General features: G+C 69.8%; 20 protein-coding genes and 1 tRNA gene. 13 read left to right on the top strand and 8 right to left on the bottom strand.

Translation table 11 applies throughout. The annotated features are described in order from the left end of the window. The first annotated feature begins 4 nt into the window (after window positions 1–4). Window positions 5–601 (top strand): nucleotidyltransferase, encoded by a 597-nt coding sequence (locus tag ACGFNP_RS41865; RefSeq protein ID WP_358322881.1) that lies wholly within the window; start codon window positions 5–7, stop codon window positions 599–601. A 65-nt stretch (window positions 602–666) separates the two neighbouring features. Here ACGFNP_RS41865 and ACGFNP_RS41870 read toward each other — a convergent pair whose 3' ends face one another. Further along, complete coding sequence (locus ACGFNP_RS41870) at window positions 667–1011, bottom strand: PRC-barrel domain containing protein (protein WP_358322878.1); 345 nt, start codon at window positions 1009–1011, stop codon at window positions 667–669. Window positions 1012–1161: 150 nt separating this feature from the next. Between ACGFNP_RS41870 and ACGFNP_RS41875 the strand changes: the two genes are divergently transcribed. Then, window positions 1162–2211: an acyltransferase family protein gene (locus ACGFNP_RS41875; RefSeq protein ID WP_393328334.1), complete on the top strand. Its 1050-nt coding sequence runs from the start codon at window positions 1162–1164 to the stop codon at window positions 2209–2211. A 56-nt stretch (window positions 2212–2267) separates the two neighbouring features. Further along, on the top strand, window positions 2268–3080 hold the full coding sequence (locus tag ACGFNP_RS41880) for an SAM-dependent methyltransferase (RefSeq protein ID WP_358322872.1): 813 nt from the start codon (window positions 2268–2270) through the stop codon (window positions 3078–3080). A gap of 336 nt (window positions 3081–3416) precedes the next feature. On the opposite strand, the gene ACGFNP_RS41885 is transcribed toward ACGFNP_RS41880, so the two are convergent. Beyond that, window positions 3417–3626 carry a hypothetical protein gene (locus ACGFNP_RS41885; RefSeq protein ID WP_358323612.1) on the bottom strand — a complete coding sequence of 70 codons (210 nt, stop codon included), beginning with the start codon at window positions 3624–3626 and terminating at the stop codon, window positions 3417–3419. A 100-nt stretch (window positions 3627–3726) separates the two neighbouring features. Here ACGFNP_RS41885 and ACGFNP_RS41890 point away from each other — a divergent pair, with 100 nt between their 5' ends. The 4 genes from ACGFNP_RS41890 (at window position 3727) to ACGFNP_RS41905 (ending at window position 8404) form a co-directional block, all read left to right on the top strand. Next, a complete protein-coding gene (locus tag ACGFNP_RS41890; protein ID WP_393328338.1) occupies window positions 3727–4605 on the top strand; it encodes a DMT family transporter in 879 nt (292 codons plus the stop codon). A gap of 168 nt (window positions 4606–4773) precedes the next feature. Further along, window positions 4774–6954 carry an accessory Sec system translocase SecA2 gene (gene secA2, locus ACGFNP_RS41895; protein WP_358322869.1) on the top strand — a complete coding sequence of 727 codons (2181 nt, stop codon included), beginning with the start codon at window positions 4774–4776 and terminating at the stop codon, window positions 6952–6954. A 45-nt stretch (window positions 6955–6999) separates the two neighbouring features. Then, window positions 7000–7374: a VOC family protein gene (locus tag ACGFNP_RS41900; RefSeq protein ID WP_358322866.1), complete on the top strand. Its 375-nt coding sequence runs from the start codon at window positions 7000–7002 to the stop codon at window positions 7372–7374. A gap of 145 nt (window positions 7375–7519) precedes the next feature. Next, window positions 7520–8404: a hypothetical protein gene (locus tag ACGFNP_RS41905; protein ID WP_358322863.1), complete on the top strand. Its 885-nt coding sequence runs from the start codon at window positions 7520–7522 to the stop codon at window positions 8402–8404. Here ACGFNP_RS41905 and ACGFNP_RS41910 read toward each other — a convergent pair. Continuing rightward, a complete protein-coding gene (locus ACGFNP_RS41910) occupies window positions 8313–10103 on the bottom strand; it encodes an FAD-dependent monooxygenase (protein ID WP_393328342.1) in 1791 nt (596 codons plus the stop codon). The genes ACGFNP_RS41905 and ACGFNP_RS41910 overlap by 92 nt on opposite strands. 81 nt (window positions 10104–10184) lie before the next feature. Between ACGFNP_RS41910 and ACGFNP_RS41915 the strand changes: the two genes are divergently transcribed. Further along, window positions 10185–11015, top strand: a complete 831-nt coding sequence (locus ACGFNP_RS41915; RefSeq protein WP_393328345.1) for a TetR/AcrR family transcriptional regulator — start codon at window positions 10185–10187, stop codon at window positions 11013–11015. Window positions 11016–11339: 324 nt separating this feature from the next. On the opposite strand, the gene ACGFNP_RS41920 is transcribed toward ACGFNP_RS41915, so the two are convergent. Further along, window positions 11340–14036, bottom strand: a complete 2697-nt coding sequence (locus ACGFNP_RS41920) for a hypothetical protein (protein ID WP_393328348.1) — start codon at window positions 14034–14036, stop codon at window positions 11340–11342. A gap of 13 nt (window positions 14037–14049) precedes the next feature. Then, complete coding sequence (locus ACGFNP_RS41925) at window positions 14050–14622, bottom strand: GNAT family N-acetyltransferase (RefSeq protein ID WP_393328351.1); 573 nt, start codon at window positions 14620–14622, stop codon at window positions 14050–14052. A 107-nt stretch (window positions 14623–14729) separates the two neighbouring features. Here ACGFNP_RS41925 and ACGFNP_RS41930 point away from each other — a divergent pair, with 107 nt between their 5' ends. The 3 genes from ACGFNP_RS41930 to ACGFNP_RS41940 are packed head-to-tail and all read left to right on the top strand — an operon-like array spanning window position 14730 to window position 18165. Continuing rightward, window positions 14730–15932, top strand: a complete 1203-nt coding sequence (locus ACGFNP_RS41930) for an acyl-CoA dehydrogenase family protein (RefSeq protein ID WP_358322851.1) — start codon at window positions 14730–14732, stop codon at window positions 15930–15932. After that, window positions 15929–17089 carry an acyl-CoA dehydrogenase family protein gene (locus tag ACGFNP_RS41935; protein WP_358322848.1) on the top strand — a complete coding sequence of 387 codons (1161 nt, stop codon included), beginning with the start codon at window positions 15929–15931 and terminating at the stop codon, window positions 17087–17089. Before ACGFNP_RS41930 ends, ACGFNP_RS41935 begins: the two co-directional genes overlap by 4 nt. Continuing rightward, a complete protein-coding gene (locus tag ACGFNP_RS41940; protein WP_358322845.1) occupies window positions 17086–18165 on the top strand; it encodes an acyl-CoA dehydrogenase family protein in 1080 nt (359 codons plus the stop codon). Before ACGFNP_RS41935 ends, ACGFNP_RS41940 begins: the two co-directional genes overlap by 4 nt. Here ACGFNP_RS41940 and ACGFNP_RS41945 read toward each other — a convergent pair. Next, entirely contained in the window at window positions 18109–18714 is a 606-nt protein-coding gene (locus tag ACGFNP_RS41945) for a TetR/AcrR family transcriptional regulator (protein WP_358322843.1), read from the bottom strand. The genes ACGFNP_RS41940 and ACGFNP_RS41945 overlap by 57 nt on opposite strands. Window positions 18715–18884: 170 nt before the next feature. Here ACGFNP_RS41945 and ACGFNP_RS41950 point away from each other — a divergent pair, with 170 nt between their 5' ends. Continuing rightward, the gene (locus ACGFNP_RS41950; protein WP_358322840.1) at window positions 18885–19649 is read left to right on the top strand and encodes a nuclease-related domain-containing protein; all 765 of its coding nucleotides are present in this window, start codon (window positions 18885–18887) and stop codon (window positions 19647–19649) included. Here ACGFNP_RS41950 and ACGFNP_RS41955 read toward each other — a convergent pair. Both ACGFNP_RS41955 and ACGFNP_RS41960 read right to left on the bottom strand, forming a co-directional pair. Beyond that, the gene (locus ACGFNP_RS41955) at window positions 19646–20998 is read right to left on the bottom strand and encodes a VWA domain-containing protein (protein WP_358322837.1); all 1353 of its coding nucleotides are present in this window, start codon (window positions 20996–20998) and stop codon (window positions 19646–19648) included. The genes ACGFNP_RS41950 and ACGFNP_RS41955 overlap by 4 nt on opposite strands. Continuing rightward, window positions 20991–21830, bottom strand: coding sequence for a MoxR family ATPase (locus tag ACGFNP_RS41960; protein ID WP_358322834.1), 840 nt, complete (start codon window positions 21828–21830; stop codon window positions 20991–20993). The genes ACGFNP_RS41955 and ACGFNP_RS41960 overlap by 8 nt, the downstream gene beginning before the upstream one ends. Window positions 21831–21930: 100 nt before the next feature. Here ACGFNP_RS41960 and ACGFNP_RS41965 point away from each other — a divergent pair. Beyond that, a tRNA-Lys gene (locus ACGFNP_RS41965) sits at window positions 21931–22004 on the top strand. Window positions 22005–22023 lie beyond the last annotated feature (19 nt).

Here is a 22023-nt window from a genome sequence, read left to right on the forward strand (position 1 = left end):
GCACATGGGCAGCCATAGTCATGCGGTCACCGATGCCATCCTCGACACACTCAAGCGCGCGAGCTCGGGAATGAAGGACGCCGGGGTGAAGTTCGCCCTGGCGGGCGGGTGCGCCGCCTACGCGCGAGGCGCGGCTCCCTCGTTGCACGACGTCGACTTCGTGCTGACCGAGCACGACGTGCCGGCCGCGCTGGAGGCCCTGCGGGGGATCGGCTTCACGACCGCCAAACCGCCCGAGGACTGGCTGGTCAAGGCGTACGACGAGGACCGGCTGGTCGATCTGATCTTCCGGGTGTCCGACCAGTCGATCACTGACGAACTGCTCGACCGGGCCGAGCCGATGACGGCCTCGGCGGTCATCGTGCCGGTGCTGGAGGCGACCGACCTGGTGATCTCCTGGCTGCTGCCGCTGTCGGAGCACGCCTGCGACTACGGAGCGCTGCTGCCCCAGGTGCGGGCCCTGCGCGAGCAGGTCAACTGGCCCCGGGTGGCCGCCGTGGTGGCCGGATCGCCGTACGCGACCACGTTCCTCACGCTGCTCGAACGCCTGGCCGTACTGGAAGCACCGGTGCGGGCCGACGGCGACCCGCACTGGCCCTGATCCCCGCTCCGTACGCCGAGAGCCGCGCCCCGGTCGGGGCGCGGCTCTCGATTCGTGCGGGGAGCTTAGTGCGGGAAGCGGCCGTAGTAGTCACCCAGCCGCGTCCTGTACTCGGGCTCCTTGAACTTGCCCTCGTCGAACTCGGGCGCGTCCTTGATCTCGGCCTTGGTACGCGAGACGTGGACGTTGCGCTCCTGCGGGTCGATACGTGTGACGACCTTCGCGGGGAGCATGACCTTCTTGCCGAAGATCCACGGTCCGGTGTCGACGATGATGTAGCTCTCGCCGACCTCGTACGTGGCCTCATCGACGGACCCGATCTTCCCGTCCGTCGCCTGGACGTGGTAACCCACGAGGTCCAGGGTCTGTCCGCGGTCGTAGACGTCAGGCTGATAGTTCCAGAGCTCCATCGCTCATCCTCTCTCGGTCTTTCGTCTTTCTCGGGCAGGCATCCCGCTACCCGCTCTGTTTCCGCTAAACACCGCGCTCTCGTATAGCGGCCTTCAATGGGGCGTCAAGTCGGCTGGGTCACCCTCCTCATAACAAAGGAGGACAGATCCATGCGGAACAGGCTGTATGAACTCGACGGGCTCCGGTTGCTGGCGGCGCTCTGCGTGGTGTTCTTTCACTACACGTTCTCTGGGTGGGCCGGTGGTCACAGTCCGGTCGCCTTCCAGGCCGAGAGCGTCTGGTCCAAGTACGGCTACCTGGGTGTGGACCTGTTCTTCATGATCAGCGGATTCGTGGTGCTGATGAGCGCGTGGGGCAGGAGCCCGCGCGAGTTCGCGGTGTCGAGGGCGATCCGGCTCTATCCGGCGTACTGGGTGGGCATCGCCGTCACCACGCTGGTCACGGTGACGCTGGGGGCCGGGGTCTTCTCCGTCTCTTTCGGGCAGGTGCTGGCCAACCTCACGATGTTCCAGGCGGTGCCGGACGTGGCGAACGTCGACGTCGTCTACTGGACGCTGTGGGCGGAGATGCGGTTCTACCTGCTCATTCTGGTGTTCGCCTGGATCGGGATGACCCAGGGGAGGGTGCTGGCGGGGCTGTGGGCGTGGCTGGGGCTGACGCTCGCGGTCGAGGCGGGGGTGCTGCCGCCGATGATCGACCTGGTGGTGCAGTCGGAGTTCGCCCACTACTTCATCGCGGGGATGGCGCTGTTCCTGCTCTACAGGTTCGGGCCCAGCAAGCAGATGCTGGTGCTGGTGCCGCTCTGCCTGGGCAACGCCGTCTACCGCGCCATCGGCTACGCGACGGCGGTGGGGGAGCGCTATGCGGTCGAGTACAACCCCGTGGTCATCGCCCTGGTGGTCATGGCGCTCTTCGGGGTCATGACGCTGGTCGCGCTCCGGGTGACGGCGCCGCTGGCCATGCCGTGGCTGGCGACCGCGGGCGCGCTCACGTACCCGCTGTATCTGCTGCACGCGCACGTCGGTTTCATCGTGTTCGAGCGGATCGGCGGGGCGGTCGACAAGTACGTTCTGCTCTTCGGGCTCATCGCGGTGATGTGCGCGGCGGCGTACGCGGTGCACCGTTTCGTCGAACGCCCGCTGGCGCCCGCGCTCAAGCGCCTGATGACTCCCCGGCGGCAGCCGGCGGTGCTGGTCTGAGGTTTCGGAATGGCCAGGTAGCGGATAACATCCGCGTCACAGAAGAAGGGGGACAGGTGAGTCTCGGGTCCGAGTGGGCGCCTCCCGGCGTGGACAGCACCACGGCGAGTGTCGCCCGCGTGCACGACGCGCTCCTGGGCGGCACCGAGAACTTCGCCGTGGACCGGGCCATCGCCCGCCGCCTGAAAGAGGCCGTGCCCGAAGTGGTGAACCTCGTCTGGTGCAACCGGGCCTTCATCGGCCGGGTCGTCGACTTCCTGGTCCGCGAGGCCGGGATCCGGCAGATCATCGACCTGGGCGCCGGGCTGCCGACGATCGAGAACACCCACGAGGTCGCCCAGTTCGCCGACCCGAACGTACGGGTGGTGTACGTCGACTGCGATCCCATGGTCGAGCCGCACGCCCGGGCGATCCTGAACGGGAACGAGCACGCGATGGCGATCACCGAGGACGCCAGGGACGCGGAGGCGGTGCTGCGGCATCCGAGGGTGGCGCGGCTCATCGACTTCTCGCAGCCCGTCGGGCTGATGGCGATCGGGCTGCTGCACCTGTTCTCCGACAAGGAAGACCCGCACGGGCTGGTCAAGCGCTACATGGCCGCGCTGCCGCCCGGGAGTTACCTGGCGGCGTCCAACATGCTGGCCTCGGTGAGCCCGCAGGCGCAGGCGCTGGAGGCCATGCTGCACGTGACGATGGGGACGGGGTACTTCCGGCCGCGGGCGGAGATCGAGCGCTTCTTCGACGGGCTGGTGCTGGAGGAGCCCGGGGTGGTGCACTTTCCGGAGTGGCGGCCTGACGAGCGGTTGCCTGGGCCGTTGGCCACCTGGGAAGAGCTGCTGCTGGGCGGCGTGGCGCGCAAAGCCGCCTGAGTTCCTTGCGCTGGAAACGTGGGTGAATTTGGTGGTTTGTCGGCGCTAGGGTGGTCGTCGTGCCGCGTCGACTGATCTGTTCCCCTCCGCCCGCCGAGTAGCGGGCGGCTTTTCCCGATTTTTCCGGATCTGACCAGGTCTGGGAGTGGCTGCTGCCCGCCTACCGGGCCCTTTCCCACCACTCCATCCGGAGAGATCAGTCATGTCGCACGTCTCCGCGCGGCGGGGCACCTTCTACGTGTCCGTCGCCGCGACCGCCTGGGGCACCGGCGGCGCCGCCGGGTCCCTGCTCTTCCAGTCGGGCGGGCTCAATCCCGTCGACGTCTCGTTCTGGCGCTACCTGCTGGGCGCTGTCTTTTTGTACGCCGCCGCCTGCCTGAGGTCGGTGCTCACCCACCCGACGTCCACCGTCCGTCCCGGGTCTGCCACGACCGGCCCTGCGTCGGCCACGGTCCGCCCTGTGTCGGCCGCCACCCGCACGACGTCGACCACCACCCGCCGGGCGGCAGCAGCCACCCGCCTGAGGTCGGCCGCTGTCCCTCTCACGTCCACCACCATCCGGCCCACAGCAACTCCTGACGGCCTCACATCGGATGTCGTCCGATCGGGGTGGTGGCGTCGGAGCCTTCTCTTTGGTGGTGTCGTCGTGAGACGGGGTCGGGGGTTTCTGCCGGGCCGGGTCGCCGCAGGACAGCGTCGGGGTTCACTGCCGAGCGATGTCGGCGGGGGACGGCGTCGGCCTTCTCTGCCGGGCCGGGTCGGCGGGGGGCGGCGTTCTCCGCTGGGCCGGGTCCGCAGGGGGCGGGGTTCTCTGGCGGGTCGGGTCAACCGGCGGGTCCTGGTCGTCGGTGTCGGGATGGCCGTCTATCAGACCGCCTACTTCGGCGCGATCGCGCAGTCCGGTGTGGCCATCGCCACGGTGGTCACGATGGGCGCCACGCCGGTGTTCACCGCTCTGGGGAGCCGGTTCCTCCTGCGGGAGCACCTGGGCCGCGCCGCCCTCGCCGCGCTGGCCACAGCGCTGGGCGGGCTGTTCCTCCTCACCGGCGAGAGCGCCGTCTCCGCTGAGGACGGGGACGTCGGTGGCGCCCGGCCGGCCGGGATCGCGCTGGCTCTGGTGTCCGCGGCCGGGTACGCCGCCGTGACCCTCTACTCGCGCCGCCACCACGACGACCCCCAGCGCACGGCCATGGGCGGGTTCGCCGTCGCGGCCGTCTGCCTCGCTCCGTTCGCCTTGGCCGACGGGGTGCTGCCGGAAGCCGGGGTGACTCCTGTCGCCCTGCTGATCTATCTCGGCGCGGTGCCGACCGCACTCGCCTACGCGCTGTTCTTCCGAGCCCTGACCGCGCTCAACGCCACGACCGTCTCGATCATCTCGCTCGGCGAAGCCGTCGGCGCGGCGGTGCTCGGGGTGGTGTTGTTCGGGGAGCGTCTCGCGCCCCTGGCATGGTGCGGGTGCGCGTTGTTGCTGGCGGCCGTGGTGGTGCTGGCCGTACAAGCAGGGCGTATGACCGGCAAGGATTAGCGGTCGCGGAGCGGGGTGGCGATTGCGGCCGTCCTATGAGTTAGGGTCCGGTACGGCGATGCTTGCCGTACCGTCGCTCCGCTCCCCGATTGAGCGCACTTGACACTAAATGGGAACGGCGCTGACAAAGCATGCGTTGGAGGGATTGTGGCGTCGATTTCCGGAATAGTGAGAAACCTCCTGGATCGTCCGGGCGGGGTGAACCTCAGCCCGTACAAAAAGATCGTCAAGGCGGCGGCCGGACGGGCCGAACGCATTGGCGCGCTTGAGGAGCTGCCCGAGCCGAAAATGGATGATCTGGCCGAGTTCTGTGCTGTAGCGCGGGAGGCCGCCGACAGGACGCTCGGGCTCAGGCCGTACGACGTGCAGCTTCTGGGCACGCTCGCCCTCCTCGACGGGCAGATCGCCGAGATGGCGACCGGTGAGGGCAAGACGCTGTCGGGGGCGATGGCCGCGGCCGGGTACGCGCTGCAGGGCAAGCGGGTGCACGTGATGTCCGTCAACGACTACCTGGCCAGGCGCGACGCCGAGTGGATGGCGCCGTTCTACGAGGCGATGGGTGTCACGGTGGGCTGGATCGACCAGAACTCCACACCCGACGAGCGGCGCGCGGCCTATGCGAAGGACGTCACGTACGGACCTGTCAGCGAGATGGGCTTCGACGTGCTGCGCGACCGGCTGCGTACCGACGCGGCGGAGATCATCGTGCCCGCGCCCGAGGTGGCGCTGGTCGACGAGGCCGACTCGGTGCTCGTGGACGAGGCACGGGTGCCGCTGGTCATGGCGGGGGCGGCCGACGAGGGCAGCGCGGTGCCCGAGATGGCGGCGCTGGTCAGGCAGCTGATCCGGGGCTATCACTACGAGATCGACGACCAGGCGCGCAACGTCTACCTGACGACCAAGGGCGCCGACAGCGTCGAGGGCATGCTGGACGTCGAGCTGTACGACGAGAACGAGCCCGGCACGCTGATCGAGCTGAACCTGGCCCTGCACGCCCACGCCCTGCTCACCCGCGACGTCGACTACATCGTGCGTGACGGCAAGGTCCAGCTGATCAACCCGTCGCGCGGCCGGGTGGCCGTACTCCAGCGCTGGCCCGACGGCCTGCAGGCGGCCGTGGAGGCCAAGGAGACGCTGCCGCCCAGCGAGAAGGGCGAGATCCTCGACTCGATCACCGTTCAGGGCCTGATCAAGCGTTATCCGCAGATTTCCGGCATGACCGGCACGGCGGTCGCGGTCAGCGAGCAGCTCGGCGAGTTCTACGGGCTCAAGGTCGCGGTGATCCCGCCCAACCGGCCGTGTGTCCGGCAGGACGCGCCGGACCGTATCTATCCGACCGTTCCGGACAAGGACGCGGCGCTGGTCGAGGAGATCCAGGAGGCGCACGCCACCGGCCGGCCCATCCTCATCGGCACGCTCGACGTGGCCGAGTCGGAGAACCTGGCCAAGCTCCTGCAGCGGCGCGGCATGGAGCCCGTCGTACTCAACGCCAAGAACGACGCGGAAGAGGCCGCGATCATCGCCAAGGCCGGCGAGCGCGACGCCATCACCGTCTCCACGCAGATGGCGGGACGCGGCACCGACATCCGCCTCGGCGAGGGCGTCGCCGAACTGGGCGGCCTGTACGTGATCGGCTCGGGCCGCCACGCGAGCAGCCGCCTCGACGACCAGTTGCGCGGGCGGGCGGGCCGTCAGGGCGATCCCGGCGGTTCGGTGTTCTTCGTCAGCATGCAGGATGACCTCATCACCCAGTTCGTCCCCGACGAGCGGCCGCCCGCGGCCGACGCCGACGGCCTGGTACGTCACCGCCGCGGCGCCTACCTCGTGGGCCACGCCCAGCGGGTCGCCGAGGGCGTGAACCTGGAGATCCACCGCAACACCTGGCGCTACACCCGCCTGCTGGAGCACCAGCGCGAGCTCATCCTGGAGTGGCGCGACAAGGTCCTGCACAGCGACTCGGCGGCCAAGGCGCTGGCCGAGGCCGACCCCGAACGCTGGGCGGCGCTGCCGGAGGACACCCGCGACGAGACGGCCAGGCAGATCGTGCTGCACGCGATCGACCGCTGCTGGACCGAGCACCTGGCGTTCCTGACCGACCTGCGCGAAGGCATCCACCTGCGGGCGCTCGGCCGGATGAGCCCGATCGACGAGTTCCACCGGGAGGCCGTGGCGGAGTACAAGGCGCTGCTGACGGAGGTCGAACGCCGCTCGATGGAGTCGTTCGAGGCGCCGGAGCCCGACCTCAAGCGCCCCACCGCGACCTGGACCTATCTGGTGCAGGACAACCCGTTCGGCACGGAGTGGGACAGGATCCTCAAGCGGGTGACATCTGCCACACGTCGCGGCTAGCCGTACCTGACAGAGGGTGGCAGGTATGCCTGTCACCCTCGAACCATGACAACGAACGCGAAGCTCCTGGCCGTCACCATCGACTGCGCGGAGCCCAAGAGGATGGCCGAGTTCTGGCACCAGGTGACCGGGCTGGACATCCAGTACTCGGAGGACGAGTACGCCGCGGTGGGCGACGGCACGACGAACATCTACTTCGGCCGCGTCCCCGACCGCAAGCCGGTGGAGTGGCCCAGCGCGGACAAGCAGTTCCATCTCGACTTCCGGGTGCCGGATGTGGAGCGGGCTGTGGAGCAGTACATTGCGCTGGGGGCCACCAAGCCCGCGTTCCAGCCCGGCGTGACGGAGGAGAAGGTCGGGTGGATCGTGCTGCAGGATCCGGAGGGGCACGTGTTCTGCGTCTGTCCTGAGCCGTCCTGACCTGTCTTGCGGAAGACCGTGCCGGTACGGCAGGTACGTCCGTGATGAGAGGGATGTTTGGCCTAAAGGATGATTGCAGCACTTAGCTTCCCTCATAAGCTGGTGCAATGCTCTTGGAAGGATCCATGTCCCTGCGTGGGCGACGATGACCTGGGTCGGCCTCGTGATCGCGCTGGCGGGGGCGCTCGGATACGCGTTCGGTGCCGCGCTGCAACAGTTCGAAGCCGTGGCGGAGGGCGCCTCCCTCAGACTGGTGAGGCGCCCTCGCTGGTGGATCGGCGGCGTCATCGGCTTCACCGGCGCGTGCCTGCACGCCGTGGCGCTGAGCCTCGCGCCGCTGGTCGCCGTACAGCCGATCAGCGTGGCCACTCTGGTGTTCGCCGTGCCGCTGGCCGCGCTGATGTACGGCCGCCGCCCGTACAAAGCGGAAATACTAGGCTCCATCGCGGTGGCCGTCGGGTTGCTCTGGCTCATGGTGCTGCTCCCGACGCACAACGTGACGCCGAAACTCGGCGACGGGGCCGCGATCGGGTTCATCGGCGTGATCGGCGTGATCGTCCTCGCCGCCGAACTGATCGCCAACAGACTGCGCGGACCCGGCAAGGCCCTCGTCCTGTCCGTGGGAGCCGGCGCCGTGACCGCGAGCGTGTCGACGTTCGTCCGGGCGGTCGGGGGTGGCATGCAGGGGGACTGGGGCCGGCTGTTGCACTGGTTCACACTCGCCGTGCCCGTGTTGCTGGTCTGCGCGGTCGTGCTGCTGCAACGCTCGTACGCGGTGGGTTACTTCGGTGTCGCGTACGCGGGCGTGCAGGTCATGGACCCGATCACCTCGGTACTCGCGGGCGCGATCCTCCTCGGCGAACCTCTCCCCACCAACCCCTCCACCGCGATCCCCGCTGTGCTGGCGGCCATGCTGACCATCGGCGGAACGATCACACTCAGCCGGTTGTCCCCTGATCACTCCCATCCTGTGCCGGTGGACGCCACCCGAGAATCTCGTTCATTGACCGCAACATCAGATCTGGTGTGAGCCGCGAGGCCACCGCCACCCCCGCGTTCCTGAGTGCGACGGCCACCGGGTTGCGCAGCTTGGTCATCTTGCAGAGGGTCATCGCCATGCGCACCACGCCTGCGGTCCGCTCCAGCCGCGCAGCCGTATAGGCAGCAAGCCGGTCTCTCACGTCGACGGGCCCACCCGCCAGCCACACACCTGCCGAACCCCCGACTGCCAGGCCCCCGGCTGCTGGACCTCCATCTGCCGAAGTCCCGGCCGCTGGACCCGCACCTGCTGGGCCTCCGGCTGCTGGACCTCCATCTGCCGGAGTGCCGGCCGCCGGACCTGCACCTGCTGGGCCTCCGGCTGCTGGACCTCCATCTGCCGGAGTGCCGGCCGCTGGACCTGCACCTGCTGGGCCCCCGGCAGCCGGACCTCCATCTGCCGGGGTCCCACCAGCCAGAGTCCTGCCAGACAGTCCCGCGCCTGGGAGGGCCGGATCCGCATTGATGCAGTCGCCGAGGCTGTCCCTGTCCGGGAGGTCGGCACCTGACAGGTTTGCGCCGGCGGGTCTCGTGCCTGTGAGGTTCGGGCCCGTGTTGATGCGGTCGTAGGGGATGTCCCTGGCTGGGAGGTCCGCGCGTGACGGATTTCCGTGGGGGAGGCCGGGAGCCGTATTGGCGCGGCCGCCGAGGCCGTCCCCATCTGACCGGTCCCCGCCTGCGCGATCCTCACCCAGGAGGCGGCCACCGAGGGAAGCCGTACCCGCGTGGAGATCACCTCGGGACCGGAGTTCGCCATCGACCGTGAGTTCCCCGTTGGCGGCGAGGGCGAGGATGATGGCGTCCTCGATGGCCTGGCAGGCGCCCTGGCCGAGGTTCGGGGTCATGGGGTGGGCCGCGTCCCCGATGAGCGCCACCCGGCCTCGGTGCATGGCGGGCAGCGGGGTGTCGAAGTAGTAGAGGTCGTTGCGCAGGATCCGCGCGTTGTCCGACCTGCGGATCAACGCCGGGATCGGATCGTGCCAGCCGCCGAACCTGCGCAACAACTCCTCGCGCTCGTCCGCGTGTACGGCACCGGCGGGTGACAGGTCGGTCGCGTAGTAGTAGACGAGTTCGTCCGTCATCTGATGAGCCCCGAACAACAGGCCCTTGCCCCACGTCTCCGTGCTCTGGAACTCCCGGCCGAGCGCGGGCACCAGCCCCCGCCAGGCGGTGACCCCCGAGTACACGGGACCGGGGTGCTCGGGGAACAGCGCGGCCCGCGTCGCCGAGTGGATGCCGTCGGCGGCCACGATCAGGTCGGCCTCCATGTCACCGTCTCCAGTACGTACGATGCCCCTGTCGGCGTCCACGCCGGTGACGGCGGTGTTCAAACGCAGGTGCTCATGGCCCAGACCCTCCACGAGCACATCCACGAGGTCGGCGCGGAGCAGGATGACGACCGAGTCGCCGTACAGCTTCTGCGCCTTGTCCTCGGTGGTGTGCGTCAGCCAGCGCCCGTTCTGATGTCGTACGCCCACCTGACCCTGGATCCTGGACAGCTTGCGCACGCGGTCGCCCAGGCCGATCACGTCGAGTGCCTTCAACGCGTTGGCGGCGACCGCCACGCCGGACCCGACCGGCTCCAGCTTGGGGGCGCGTTCGAGCACGATCATGTCCCAGCCCTTGCGACGTAACGCGATCCCCGCGGTCAGCCCGCTGATGCCGCCACCGATCACTACGGCTCTGGCCATGCCCGCCTCCCTAACTACGCCTGTAGTTTGACCATACTACGTCTGTAGTTCGATGGCACTACCGGTGTAGTCTTGACGTTCGTGAAGCGCTCTGAGACCGTCGCGGACGCGGCAATCACCCTGCTGGCGGAGCGTGGCATGCGCGGGCTCACCCATCGAGCCGTCGACGAGGCCGCCGACCTCCCACCCGGATCGACCTCCAACCTGGCCCGCACCCGCGCGGCCCTCCTGGAACTGACGCTTTCCCGCCTCACGGACCTGGAAGAACAGGCATTGGCTTCGGTCTATCGGTTCCAGGGCTCAACCACCCCGGCCCGGCCGTCCGACGCGTTCCAGGGCTCGAACGCTCCGGCCCGGCCGTCCGACGCGTTCCAGGGATCAACCACTCCGGCCCGGCCGTCCAACGCGTACCGGGAGTCTGGTCCGTCGGGTGGGGCGGCTGGTTCGCTTGCGGAGTCTGGTCCGTCGGCCTGGCCGACCGATGCGTTCCGGGAGTCTGGTCCGTCGGGCGCGGCGGCTGGTTCGCTCGCGGAGCCCGGTTCGTATGACGGGGCGGCGGCTGAAGCGATTCTGGAGTCCGATTTGCCGGGGCTGGTGGCTGAGGCGCTTCACGTTCAGCTTGCCGATCGTAGGCGCACTCTGGCCCGGTACGAGCTGGCGCTGGAGGCGACCAGGCGGCCCGAGCTGCGCAAGATCTACGACGCGGCGGGGCGGCGCTTCCGCGATCCTGTCGTCGGGTTCCTGGCCGCGCTCGGGTCGCCGGATCCGGTGCGGCATGGGCGGCAGTTGGTGGCGTTCGGCGAGGGCATCATGTTCGATTCCATCGCGGGGGCAGGTGATGCGCCCTCTCTCGACGATTTGCGGGAGGCCGTACGGGAGTTCCTGCGAGGGATGCTGGGGTCGGGCGGCTGAGTTGGCGCCATAGGGCGGCTGGGGTCGGGCGGCTGGGGTGGCGCCATAGGGCGGCTGGAGTCGGGCGTTTGCAGGTGGTGCCATAGGGCGGCTGTGGCAGGGGGCCTGCGGGTCTGTCCGTGTTTTGCGTCTGCGAGGTGGCGAGTCTGTCTGCGCCTTTCGCGGGACTTACTAGGTTGCAGGCCTGTCCGAGCGTTTCGAGGGACTTACGAGGTTGCGGGACCGTTTGCGTGCTTCGTGGGACTTGCGACGTGGTGGGCTTACCCATGTTTCGTGGAACTCGTGCGGTGGTGGGCGTGTCCGTGCTTCGCGGGACCCCCAAGCTCAGCACACCGGTCGATACGGCACCTCGGACAGGTACCTGTTCCAGTCCGGCTGTGACAGCCCGCCGTACCGGCCGCAGATCGACGCCGCCGCGCGGGCCGGGTCGGGTGGTGGTGTCGCGTGGGCGAGGTCGATGGTGAGGACCGTGCCGTGGTCGGCCAGTACGCGGAGCCAGCGCCCGTCCGGGGCGAGGGCGGCCTGGGCGGGGCGGTCGGTGCCGGTGGGCGGCACCTGGCGGTCCGTGAGGCGGGTGCCGTCCGCGACGCGCCAGACCCGGACGCGGTCGGTGTCCGTGCTGGCCAGCAGTTGACCGTCCGTACTGAAGCGGAGGTGACCGGGTGACGGCCGGAGTCGCGCGGGGAGCACGGGTACGCCGTTCAGCGCGTACACCTGCACCCCGGTCTCCTCGGCGATCGCCACCCGCTCACCCTCGGGGCTGAAAACCGCGTACTCCCACGGCATCCTGTCCAGCCACGGCGCCGGAGCGCGGGTGCCCGTGGACAGACGTACGACCTCCGAACGCGGCCCCGCGAACACCAGCGCCACCCTGTCACGCGGCCCCACCACCACATACTGACCGACGAACGCGGCCCGGCCGGTCCGCAGGTTCCAGGCCCAGCGCTCGCCCGACTGGCGGGCCGCGGCGAACAGCAGCCCGCCCCCCGGACTGAACCAGGCCGACTGCTGCCCCGGCGCGCCCAGCCCCCGGCCGAAGGGCGGTCCCACGCCTGCGTCGGAGGTCGTGTTCCACAGGTACGACCGGTCGACGCCGATGAGCGCCAGCGTCTGGCCGTCGGGGGACCAGGCCATCGCCCGTACGCTCTGGTCAGGACCGGCGGTCGTGGCCAGTTGCCTGCCGGAAATGGTGTCGTACACCCGGAGTGTCCCGTCGGTCAGCGCGGCCAGCCGGGTGCCGTCGTCGCTGAGCGCGTCGAGGGAACGCGCGCCGCCGTACGGGGCGGCGAACACGTCCACCGCCGGATCGGCCGCCGAGTCCGCCAGCGCGGCACGGGCCTCCGCGACCGGGGCCAGGCGCCACGCGGCCAGGCTCAGCCTGCGGGCCGTCACGGGGTCGGCCGCCCGCAGCGCCCGCGCCCTGGACGCCGCCACCCTGGCCATGGCCTGGTCGAGCCGCCCGTCGGCCGTGCCGTTCTGCCAGACGGCGACGACGATCGCCGCCAAGACGGCGATGAGTGTCACCGAGGCCAGGACCGCCATGGCCCGGCGCCGGCCGCGGGCCCGGCCGCGCACCAGCGCGCGTCCCCCGTCCAGGAACGCCTGCTCGGCGGCGCTCAACGTCACCCGCCGCCGCCCGCTCGCCGCCCACGCCAGCGCCCTGTCCAGCTCGTCCTCCTGGAACAGGTCGGTCTCCCGCCGCCCGCCCGCCTCCCACCGCCGCGCCGCCCCGGTGAGGTCCCGGTGTACGGCGAGGCCGTCGCGTTCGGCGTCGAGCCACTCGTGCAGGCGTGGCCAGGCCCGTAGCAGCGCCGCATGGGCGATGATCACGCCGTCTCCGGGAGCGTGGCTCTGGTCGGCCGGTTCCAGCTCGGGGTTCTGCGCGGCGGGGGTCTGGCGAGGGCTGGGGGAGTTCGCGGCGGGGGTCTGGCGAGGGCTGGGGGAGTTCGGGCCGTGGTTCTGCGCGAGGGAGGTCGGGTGGGGGTGCGCGGCCAGGCTCGGGTGCGGGGCGGGTGTGGCCAGGCTCGAGTTGGGGGCAGGTGCGGTCAGGGTGGGTGCGCTGGGGTTGTGGTTCGGTGCGGTGGGGGAGTTCGGGTCGTGGGTCTGTGTGATCAGGCCCGCTTCGGTGTACGCCTTGAGGACGCGGTCCAGGGCGGCCTGTTCCGGAGGGCGGCCGGTGACCAGTTCGGTACGGGTGGCCCGACGGCGGGTGTCGGTGCCGTCGGGGTCCATCCCCACCAGGCGCAGGAACACCTCCGGCACCACGTCCTGGTCCGCCCGGCTGAGCTGGAGATAGAGGCTCTCCGCCCGCGCACCGAGCGGCGGGTCGTCCACAGGCTCCGGCGGAAGGAGGCGCCCTTGCTGGGACTGAGGCACGTCGAGCAGGGACAGCAGCAGTTGATGCGCACTCGGCCGCCGATCCGGATCCCGGCGGAGCGCCGCCAGCACGAGCTCCCGAAGCGGCCGATCAAGCCGATCGAGCAGCCGACCGGGCTGATCAGGTAATCGGTCCTGCCCGTCGGGCGATGATGGGCCGGAGGGGCCGTATGCCGCGAACACCAGCAGCCTGCCCCACTCCCGCACATCCCCGGGAGGCCCGCTCCCATCACCCCCGAGGCCGAGCCCGACCAGCCGCGGCCCCTCAACCCCCAGCACGACCCGGTCCGGCGTCAGCCCGCCGTGCACCGCCCCAGCCTCATGGATCGCCGCCAGCCCAGTAGCCGTGGCCGCCGCCAGCAGGTACAGGTCACCGCCTTCGTACGGCCCGCGCCGCCCCACCACCTCCCCCAGCGTCGGCCCGGGGATGTACTCGCTGACCAGATACGGCACCTCCCCATTCAGGCAGGCGTCCACCACCCGCGCGACAGACCGCGACCGCACCTGCATGGCGGCCTTGACCTGGTATGGGGGCCGCGAGGGGAGGAGGGTGAGCGCATACCGAGTGCCCGACTCGTCGTAAGCGTCATGGACGGCGCCGCCGAGCCGGGAGCCTAACCAGTAGCCCCCCAGCCGGTCAGTCATGCGGCCCTTTCGGCTAACGGTTCAGGCGAGCGCGGTGGTGTGGCCACTCCTCTTCGAGGATGCCGAAATAGACCGTGTCGCGCCAGGTGCCGTCCGGCCTCCTGCGCTGGCGCCGCAGTGTGCCCTCATGCACCCCACCGATGCGCTTGATGGCGTTCTGCGACCGCTCGTTCAGCACGTCCGTCTTGAGCATGACGCGGTTGTAGCCCAGCTTGTCGAAGGCGTGGTCGATAAGCAACAGCTTGCACGAGGTGTTGACCGCCGTCCGCCAGACCGCCCGGCCGTACCAGGTCCAGCCGATCTCGACACTCTTCTCGAACCCCGGCACGTCGCTGTACGTCGTCCAGCCGACGGCCCGCCCCGACGACTTCTGCACGACCGCGAAAGGGACGTGCTTGCCGTCCGAGAGGAGGCCGCGGGCGATCTCCGCCAGCTCCTGCTCGGCACGCGGCGGCGGGACAGGCAGCCAGCGCCAGACCTCCTCGTCCCCGCCTCCGGCGAGGAACAGGTCGGGGATGTGCTCCAGGGTGAGCGGCTCAAGGCGGACGACGTCGTTCTCGAGCACCACAGGAGAGAGCAAGTTCATGGCGGTCACCCTAAAACAGGATCCGGATCACCCTTATGGCCACCCGCCCGGTTTTACCGGCGACCACCTGTCGACACTCATACCGGCCGGTCGGTAGGGTCACGGGTATGGACTTCGCCTTCGACAGCGTCACCGAGGACCTGCGCGAGCGCCTGCTGCGCTTCATGGACGAATGCGTCTACCCGGCCGAGGCCGCCTTCGAGGAGCAGGCGGCGACCAGCGGATGGGGTTCGCCGCCCCTGGTCGCCGACCTGAAGGACGAGGCCAGAAAGCGCGGCCTGTGGAACCTGTTCCTGCCGGGAGAGCACGGCGCGGGGCTGACAAACCTGCAGTACGCGCCCCTGGCGGAGATCATGGGCCGCAGCCCGAGCCTGGCGCCCGTGGCCACCAACTGCGCCGCGCCGGACACCGGCAACATGGAGGTCCTCTCCATGTTCGGCAACGAGTGGCAGCGCAAGGAGTGGCTGCAGCCGCTGCTCGACGGTGAGATCCGCTCGGCGTTCGCGATGACCGAGCCCGACGTGGCCTCCTCCGACGCGACGAACATCGCCACCTCCATCGCCCGCGACGGCAACGAGTACGTCATCAACGGCCGCAAGTGGTTCATCTCCGGCGCGATGAACCCCGACTGCAAGATCTTCATCCTCATGGGCAAGACCAACCCCGACGCGCCGAAGCACCGCCAGCAGAGCATGGTGCTGGTGCCGCGCGACACCCCCGGCATGCTGATCAAGCGCGGCATGCACGTGTTCGGCTACAGCGACGCCGACCACGGCGGTCACGCCGAGATCGTGTTCGAGGACGTACGGGTGCCGGTCGACAACCTGATCGGCGAGGAGGGCGGCGGCTTCGCGATCGCCCAGGCCAGGCTCGGGCCGGGCCGCATCCACCACTGCATGCGGCTGATCGGCATGGCCGAGCGCGCCGTCGAGCTGATGTGCCGCCGCGCGCTGGAGCGTACGACGTTCGGCAAGCCCGTCGCGCAGCAAGGCGTCATCCAGGAGTGGATCGCCGAGTCCCGCATCCGGATCGAGCAGTTGCGGCTGCTCGTCCTCAAGACGGCCTGGCTCATGGACACCGTCGGCAACCAGGGCGCCCACACCGAGATCCAGGCCATCAAGATCTCCACCCCGATCACCGTGGAATGGATCCTGGACAAGGCCATCCAGGTGCACGGCGCGGGCGGGGTCTCGCAGGACTTCCCCCTGGCGGCGCTCTGGGCGGGAGCCAGATCGCTGCGCCTGGCCGACGGTCCCGACGAAGTGCACAAGCGCTCACTCGCCTACCGCGAACTGAAGAGGTACATGTGAACGAGGCGGACATCAAGCACCGCATAGACGCCTTCCGAGGCGCGCACGACCCAGAGAACCGGCTGGAGTTCCTGCGGGCCAGGTTCGACGCCGGGCTGGCGTGGGTGTGGTTCCCCGAGGGGCTCGGCGGGCTGGGCGTCTCGCGGGACCTGCAGCAGGTCGTCGAGCGGGAGCTCGCCGGGACGCCGCAGCTCAACACCGGCGTGCAGGGCATCGGCCTGGGCATGGCGGCGCCGACCATCCTGGCGTTCGGCACCGACGAGCAGCGGCGCCGCTTCCTCCGGCCGCTGTGGACGGGCGAGGAGATCTGGTGCCAGCTCTTCAGCGAGCCGGGCGCGGGGTCCGACCTGGCGACGCTCGCCACGAGGGCGGTCAGGGACGGCGACGAATGGGTCGTCGACGGTCAGAAGGTCTGGACGTCCGGCGCGCACCACTCCCGGTGGGCGATCCTCGTCACCCGTACCGACCCGGACGTGCCCAAGCACCGCGGCATGACGTACTTCATCTGCGACATGCACGCGCCGGGCGTCGAGGTGCGCCCGCTGCGGCAGATCACCGGGGAGGCCGAGTTCAACGAGGTGTTTCTCACCGGCGTGCGGCTCTCCGACGACCTGCGGCTCGGTGAGGTCGGCGATGGCTGGCGCGTCGCCCAGACCACGCTGATGAACGAGCGCGTCGCGATCGGCGGCGCCCCCGTACGGCGCGGCGGCGGCATGATCGGCCCCGTGCTCGACACCTGGCGCGAGCACCCCGAGCTGCGCACCCACGACCTGCATCAGCGGCTGCTGTCGCTGTGGGTGGAGTCGGAGGTGACCCGCCTTTCCGGGGTACGGCTGCGCGAGCAGCTCGTCGCCGGGCAGCCCGGTCCGGAGGGGTCGGGCATGAAGCTGTCGTTCGCCAAGCTGAACCAGGCGCTGTCGGGCCTCGACGTCGAGCTCAAGCGCGACCTCGGCTACGACGACTGGACCTTCCGCCGCTCGGAGGACGTCGACTTCTACGGGCGTGGCGCCGGCTACCGCTACCTGCGCGCCAAGGGCAACTCGATCGAGGGCGGCACCTCGGAGATCCTGCGCAACATCATCTCCGAACGGGTGCTCGGCCTGCCCTCCGAACCCCGCGTCGACAAGGACGTCCCTTGGAAGGACCTGCCCCGATGACCCTGCTGTACTCGGAGGTCGAGGAGGAGCTGCGCGCCGCCGTGCGCGGCCTGCTCGCCGACCGCTGCCCGCCCGCCGCGGTGCTCAAGCGGGTGGAGTCCGACCCCTACGACCTCGACCTGTGGAAGACGCTCGCCGGGGAGATCGGCGTGGCGGGCCTGCTCATTCCCGAGCAGTACGGAGGCGCGGGCGCCTCGGCCCGCGAGGCCGCTGTCGTGCTGGAGGAGCTCGGCCGGGGCGTCACGCCGGTCCCGTTCTTCACCAGTGCCGTGCTGGCCACCCACGCGCTGCTGGCGACGGGTTCGGCGGACCTGCTGGGCGAGCTGGCCGAGGGCCGGACGACCGCGGCCCTGGTGGTGTCGTTCGCCGCCTCGCCGTACCGGCCGTGGCGGGGTTCGTCGGTGAATGTGGACGGCGGGACGCTGTCCGGGGCCGTGTCCGCGGTCGCCGGGGCGGAGGTGGCCGACGTGCTGCTGGTGCCGGTCGGCGGGGAGCTGTACGCGGTCGAGGCCGCGGACGCCGCCGTCGAGGTCGTACCGTCGCTGGATCTGACCCGTCCGGTCGCCACGGTCCGCATCGTTGGGGCGCCCGCGCGGTTGCTGGGTCCGTGCGATCTGGCCGAGGTGCTGCGGTTCGGTGCGGGGCTGCTCGCCTCCGAGCAGCTCGGGGTGGCGGAGTGGTGTCTGGACACCACGCTCGCGTACGTGAAGGAACGCCACCAGTTCGCCCGCCCGGTCGGCTCGTTCCAGGCCATCAAGCACCGGCTGGCGGATCTCTGGCTCGACGTGGTCAGGGCGAGGGCCGCCGCCCGTGCGGCCGCCGGTGACGATTCGGCCGTGACGGTCGCCGTGGCCCAGGCGTGGAACGCGGGTGTCGCCGTACACGCGGCCGAGGAGGCCGTGCAGTTGCACGGCGGGATCGGGATGACGTGGGAGCACCCCCTGCATCTCTACCTCAAGCGCGCCAAGGCCTGCGAGACGGCGCTCGGCACACCCGGCGACCACCGGGAGGCACTGGCGTCACTCGCCGACGTGCCCGCCCTCGAGAGAGGTCACCCCGAGGGAGGTCAGGAGTAGGTCGGCGAAGTGCTTGCCCACCTGGGCGCCGGTCAGCGGTCCATCCGTGTGATACCAGGTGCCCAGGTGGTGCACCGAGCCGAAGAAGTAGTCGACGACGAGCTCGGCCGGGACGCGGTCGCTGAACACGCCCTCGCGCTGGCCCTCGATCACCAGGTCGCGGAAGCGCTCGTGGTAGCGGCGGCGCTCGGCTCGTACGGTCTTGCGGGTAGCGGGCGCGAGCAGGTGCATCGACCGGAAGAAGATCTTGGAGTCGTCGAGGTTCGCGGTGGTGGTCTCGATGACGTCGGCCGCCGCCGCGTGCAGCCGCTCGGCGACCGTGCCGGGGCCATCGGCGATCTCGGTCAGGCGCTCCATCTGCAGGCGCAGCACCCGGCCGTAGATCTCGTGCAGCAGATCATCCTTGGAGTCGAAATAGTGGTACATGGCGCCTTTGGTGACGCCGGCGGCCAGTACGATCTCCTGCACGGAGGCGCCCTCAAAGCCCCGCTCCGCGAACAGCCGGGTCGCTTCGCCCAGCAGCCTCCTGCGTACCGGTTCGTCCTTCACGTGGCACAGCATACCGACTGGTCGGTTGATGACGTTCCGACAGGTGCTATTTCCGTCACCTTAGGGTCCCCTTGCTTCCGCCGGGGGCGCGTGGGGTATTAATTAACTCGGCGAGGATCTTCGGCGTGGCAGATCCTGATGGATGCAGCGACTCATTGGGGGAGTTTGCCGTGCCCGGTGGCTCTATTTACGTGCAGCAGGACGAGAAGTTCACTGGGGCATCGCCGCAGTGGTACTACGAGAAGTTCTGGCGCGAGGACGCCAACAACCGCAAGCGATCAAGGATGATCAAGGCGGCCGTTGGCTTCGCGGCGGGCATCGGCCTGGCGCTCCGCTTCGACCTGGGGCTCACCGCCCTCTACGGCCTCGCGTTCGCGGGCCTCGTGGCCGGCATCGACTGGTATGTCGCCTGGCGCTCCTTCCGCCTGACCGCGGTCTGGCGTGGCCGGCGGCGCGGTGAGGTGATCACCGGCCGGATGCTCCGCCGCTCGCTCGGCAAGCACGGCTACAGCGTCCTCGACGGCCGGGCCATCAGGGATCAGGCGTCCATCGACCACCTCGTGATCGGACCCGGCGGCGTGTGGGTCATCGACAACGAGTCGTGGAGCCCCGACACCGAGATCGCCACCTACACCGGGCGGCTCTTCTTCGGCGAGAAGTACGGCAGCAAGGTGGCCAAGTCGCTGGTCGACACCTCCAACGCCTTCGCCGAGCTGCTGACCCGCGAGACCGGGATCCCGGTGACGATCACCCCGCTGCTCGCCGTGCACTGCGGCCTGCTGCCGCGCGGCGGTCAGGTCACCGCTGAGGGCCTCACGCTGCTCAAGCCGAGCCTGGTGGCCCGGCGCATCAAGGCGACCGCTGGAGAGGTGCTCGACGAGCAGCAGATCGAGCTGCTCACCCGCACCGCCGCCCGGGAGCTCCAGCGTGCCTAGGCCAGGTCCTGGATGAAGGCGCTGAGCTGCGCGACGTTGCGGCACTCGTACATCGGCACGACCGCGTCGTAGTCGGTGGCGATGGAGTCGCCCGTGTCCCACTGCTGCCGGGGTTCCGGGTTCAGCCAGTAGGCGTGCCGGGCCTTGGCCGCCAGGGCGCGCAGGGTGTCGACGGCGGCCGGCTGGTAGTTGGAACGGGCGTCGCCGAGGATCAGCAGCGACGTCTTGGAGCCGATCGCGTCGCCGTAGCGCTCGGCGAACCGCTCGAAGGAATGGCCATAGTTCGTCCGGCCGAAGCGCACCATGTCCGCCTCGTTGGCCAGCCGGGTCATCGCCTCCACCACGTCCGCGCCGGGGACGAAGAAGCGGGTGATCTCGTCGACCGTGTCCACGAACCCGAACGCCCGTACCTTGGTGAACTGCTCCCTCAGCGCGTACGTGAGCAGCAGCGTGAAGTGCGCGAACGACGAGACCGAGTCGCTGGTGTCGCAGAGGATCACCAGCTCGGGCTTGTGCGGCCGGGGCGGCTTGAAATGCGTGGTCAGCGGGACGCCGCCGCTCTGCAGCGAGGCCCGCATGGTGCGGCGGAAGTCGAGCCGGCCGCGTCTGCCCTTCCGATGCTTGATCGTCAGCCTGGCCGCCAGGCGCCTGGCCAGCGGGTAGACCTCTCGCCGCAGCCTGGCCAGGTCCGCCTTGGTGATGCGGAGGAAGTCGAGCTGGTCGAGCGGGGGGCGGACGGCCGAGCGGGCGATGCGTTCGACGCCGGAGTCCTCGGCGATGCGGCGGCGTACGTCGGTGGCGACCGCGTCCTCGAAGCGCTTGATGCCGGCGTTCACCCGCTGCCGCGCCGTCTTCTCGGCCAGGCCGCCGCGCTCCTGACCGGCCAGGACCTCCTGGAGGATCCGCGCCATCAGCGTCTCGGGGGACAACGCGCGCAGGACGCTGTAGGAGAACCAGTTCTGGCGGCCGGGACCCGCCGGCTGCCGGCCGAACCGCCCGACCATGTCCCTGGCGAACTCCCGCATCTCGGCCTCACCGCCATGGGTGAGCAGCCGGGCCAGGTGGTCGCGCAGCTCACTGAGCTCCGCGCTGTCATTTTTTATGGTGCTCAGACCGGTTGTGGAGGACGGGAACCACAGGTCGAACAGCATGTCGAACCCGGGACGGTACCCCGGCTTCTTGACCAGCGTCGCCGCGTAGGCGGCGCGCAGCGACTCGCGCTCGGTCAGGTCGATCACCCGCAGCGCCCGCACCGCGTCGAGCCCCTCGGCCAGCGACACGGGCAGCCCCGCTTCCCGCAGCGCATGCACGAACCCGACATGCCTGTCGACCAGCGACGTGTCACTCATGAGGCAGCCCGAGTTCCTTGACCGCGCGAGCGTGGTCGGAGGCGTGCTTGAGCACCACGCCCAGCGTGCCCGCCACAGTCGCCTCGTCCAGCTCGTCGCGCCCCAGAGCGAGCAGCGTGTTCGCCCAGTCGACCGTCTCCGCCACCGACGGCGCCTTCTTCAGCTCCAGGGACCGCAGCGTGGCCACGGTCCTGGCCAGCTGTTCGGCCAGGTCCGCGCGGATCGTCGGCACCTGGCTGAGCACGATGTCGCGCTCGCGTTCCGGCGTCGGGTACTCGATGTGCAGGTACAGGCAGCGCCGCTTGAGCGCCTCGGACAGCTCGCGGGTCGCGTTGGAGGTCAGCACGACGTACGGCTTGCGCACCGCGCTGATGGTGCCCAGCTCGGGGATCGTCACCTGGAAGTCCGACAGGAGCTCCAGCAGCAGCCCCTCGACCTCCACATCCGCCTTGTCGGTCTCGTCGATGAGCAGCACGGTCGGCACCCCGGCCCGGATCGCCTTGAGCAGCGGCCGTTCCAGCAGGAACTCCTCGCTGAAGATGTCGTCATCCGCGCTGGTGGCCTGGATGCGCAGGAGCTGCTTCTTGTAGTTCCACTCGTACAGGGCCCTGGCCTCGTCGAGCCCCTCGTAGCACTGCAACCTGATCAGCTCGGAGCCGGTGGCCAGCGCCACGGCCTTGGCCAGCTGCGTCTTGCCCACCCCCGCGGGGCCTTCGACCAGCAGCGGCTTGCCGAGGGCGGCGGCGAGGAACACCGAGGTGGAGATGGCGTCGTCGGAGAGATAGTCAACGGCGGCGAGCCGCTCGGTCACGGCAGCGGGCGAGTCGAACATCGATGCTCCTGTCTGAATGCCGAACTTTATTCTAGCGGCTGGCAGGCAGGTGATACCGATTCGACCAGGATGCGGAGTGCCGGTATATTCCTCTCTGCAAGCGCCGTTAGCTCAGTTGGTTAGAGCAGCTGACTCTTAATCAGCGGGTCCGGGGTTCGAGTCCCTGACGGCGCACGCCGAAAGACCCCAGCCC

The organism is Nonomuraea sp. NPDC049269, assembly GCF_043197155.1.
Classification (GTDB): domain Bacteria; phylum Actinomycetota; class Actinomycetes; order Streptosporangiales; family Streptosporangiaceae; genus Nonomuraea.

Coding starts and splice junctions, on each gene's coding strand:
- ACGFNP_RS41865 (WP_358322881.1), top strand. CDS start 5: ATGGGCAGCCATAGTCATGCGGTCACCGATGCCATCCTCGACACACTC.
- ACGFNP_RS41870 (WP_358322878.1), bottom strand. CDS start 1,011: ATGGAGCTCTGGAACTATCAGCCTGACGTCTACGACCGCGGACAGACC.
- ACGFNP_RS41875 (WP_393328334.1), top strand. CDS start 1,162: ATGCGGAACAGGCTGTATGAACTCGACGGGCTCCGGTTGCTGGCGGCG.
- ACGFNP_RS41900 (WP_358322866.1), top strand. CDS start 7,000: ATGACAACGAACGCGAAGCTCCTGGCCGTCACCATCGACTGCGCGGAG.
- ACGFNP_RS41905 (WP_358322863.1), top strand. CDS start 7,520: ATGACCTGGGTCGGCCTCGTGATCGCGCTGGCGGGGGCGCTCGGATAC.
- ACGFNP_RS41910 (WP_393328342.1), bottom strand. CDS start 10,103: ATGGCCAGAGCCGTAGTGATCGGTGGCGGCATCAGCGGGCTGACCGCG.
- ACGFNP_RS41920 (WP_393328348.1), bottom strand. CDS start 14,036: ATGACTGACCGGCTGGGGGGCTACTGGTTAGGCTCCCGGCTCGGCGGC.
- ACGFNP_RS41925 (WP_393328351.1), bottom strand. CDS start 14,622: ATGAACTTGCTCTCTCCTGTGGTGCTCGAGAACGACGTCGTCCGCCTT.
- ACGFNP_RS41930 (WP_358322851.1), top strand. CDS start 14,730: ATGGACTTCGCCTTCGACAGCGTCACCGAGGACCTGCGCGAGCGCCTG.
- ACGFNP_RS41940 (WP_358322845.1), top strand. CDS start 17,086: ATGACCCTGCTGTACTCGGAGGTCGAGGAGGAGCTGCGCGCCGCCGTG.
- ACGFNP_RS41955 (WP_358322837.1), bottom strand. CDS start 20,998: ATGAGTGACACGTCGCTGGTCGACAGGCATGTCGGGTTCGTGCATGCG.
- ACGFNP_RS41960 (WP_358322834.1), bottom strand. CDS start 21,830: ATGTTCGACTCGCCCGCTGCCGTGACCGAGCGGCTCGCCGCCGTTGAC.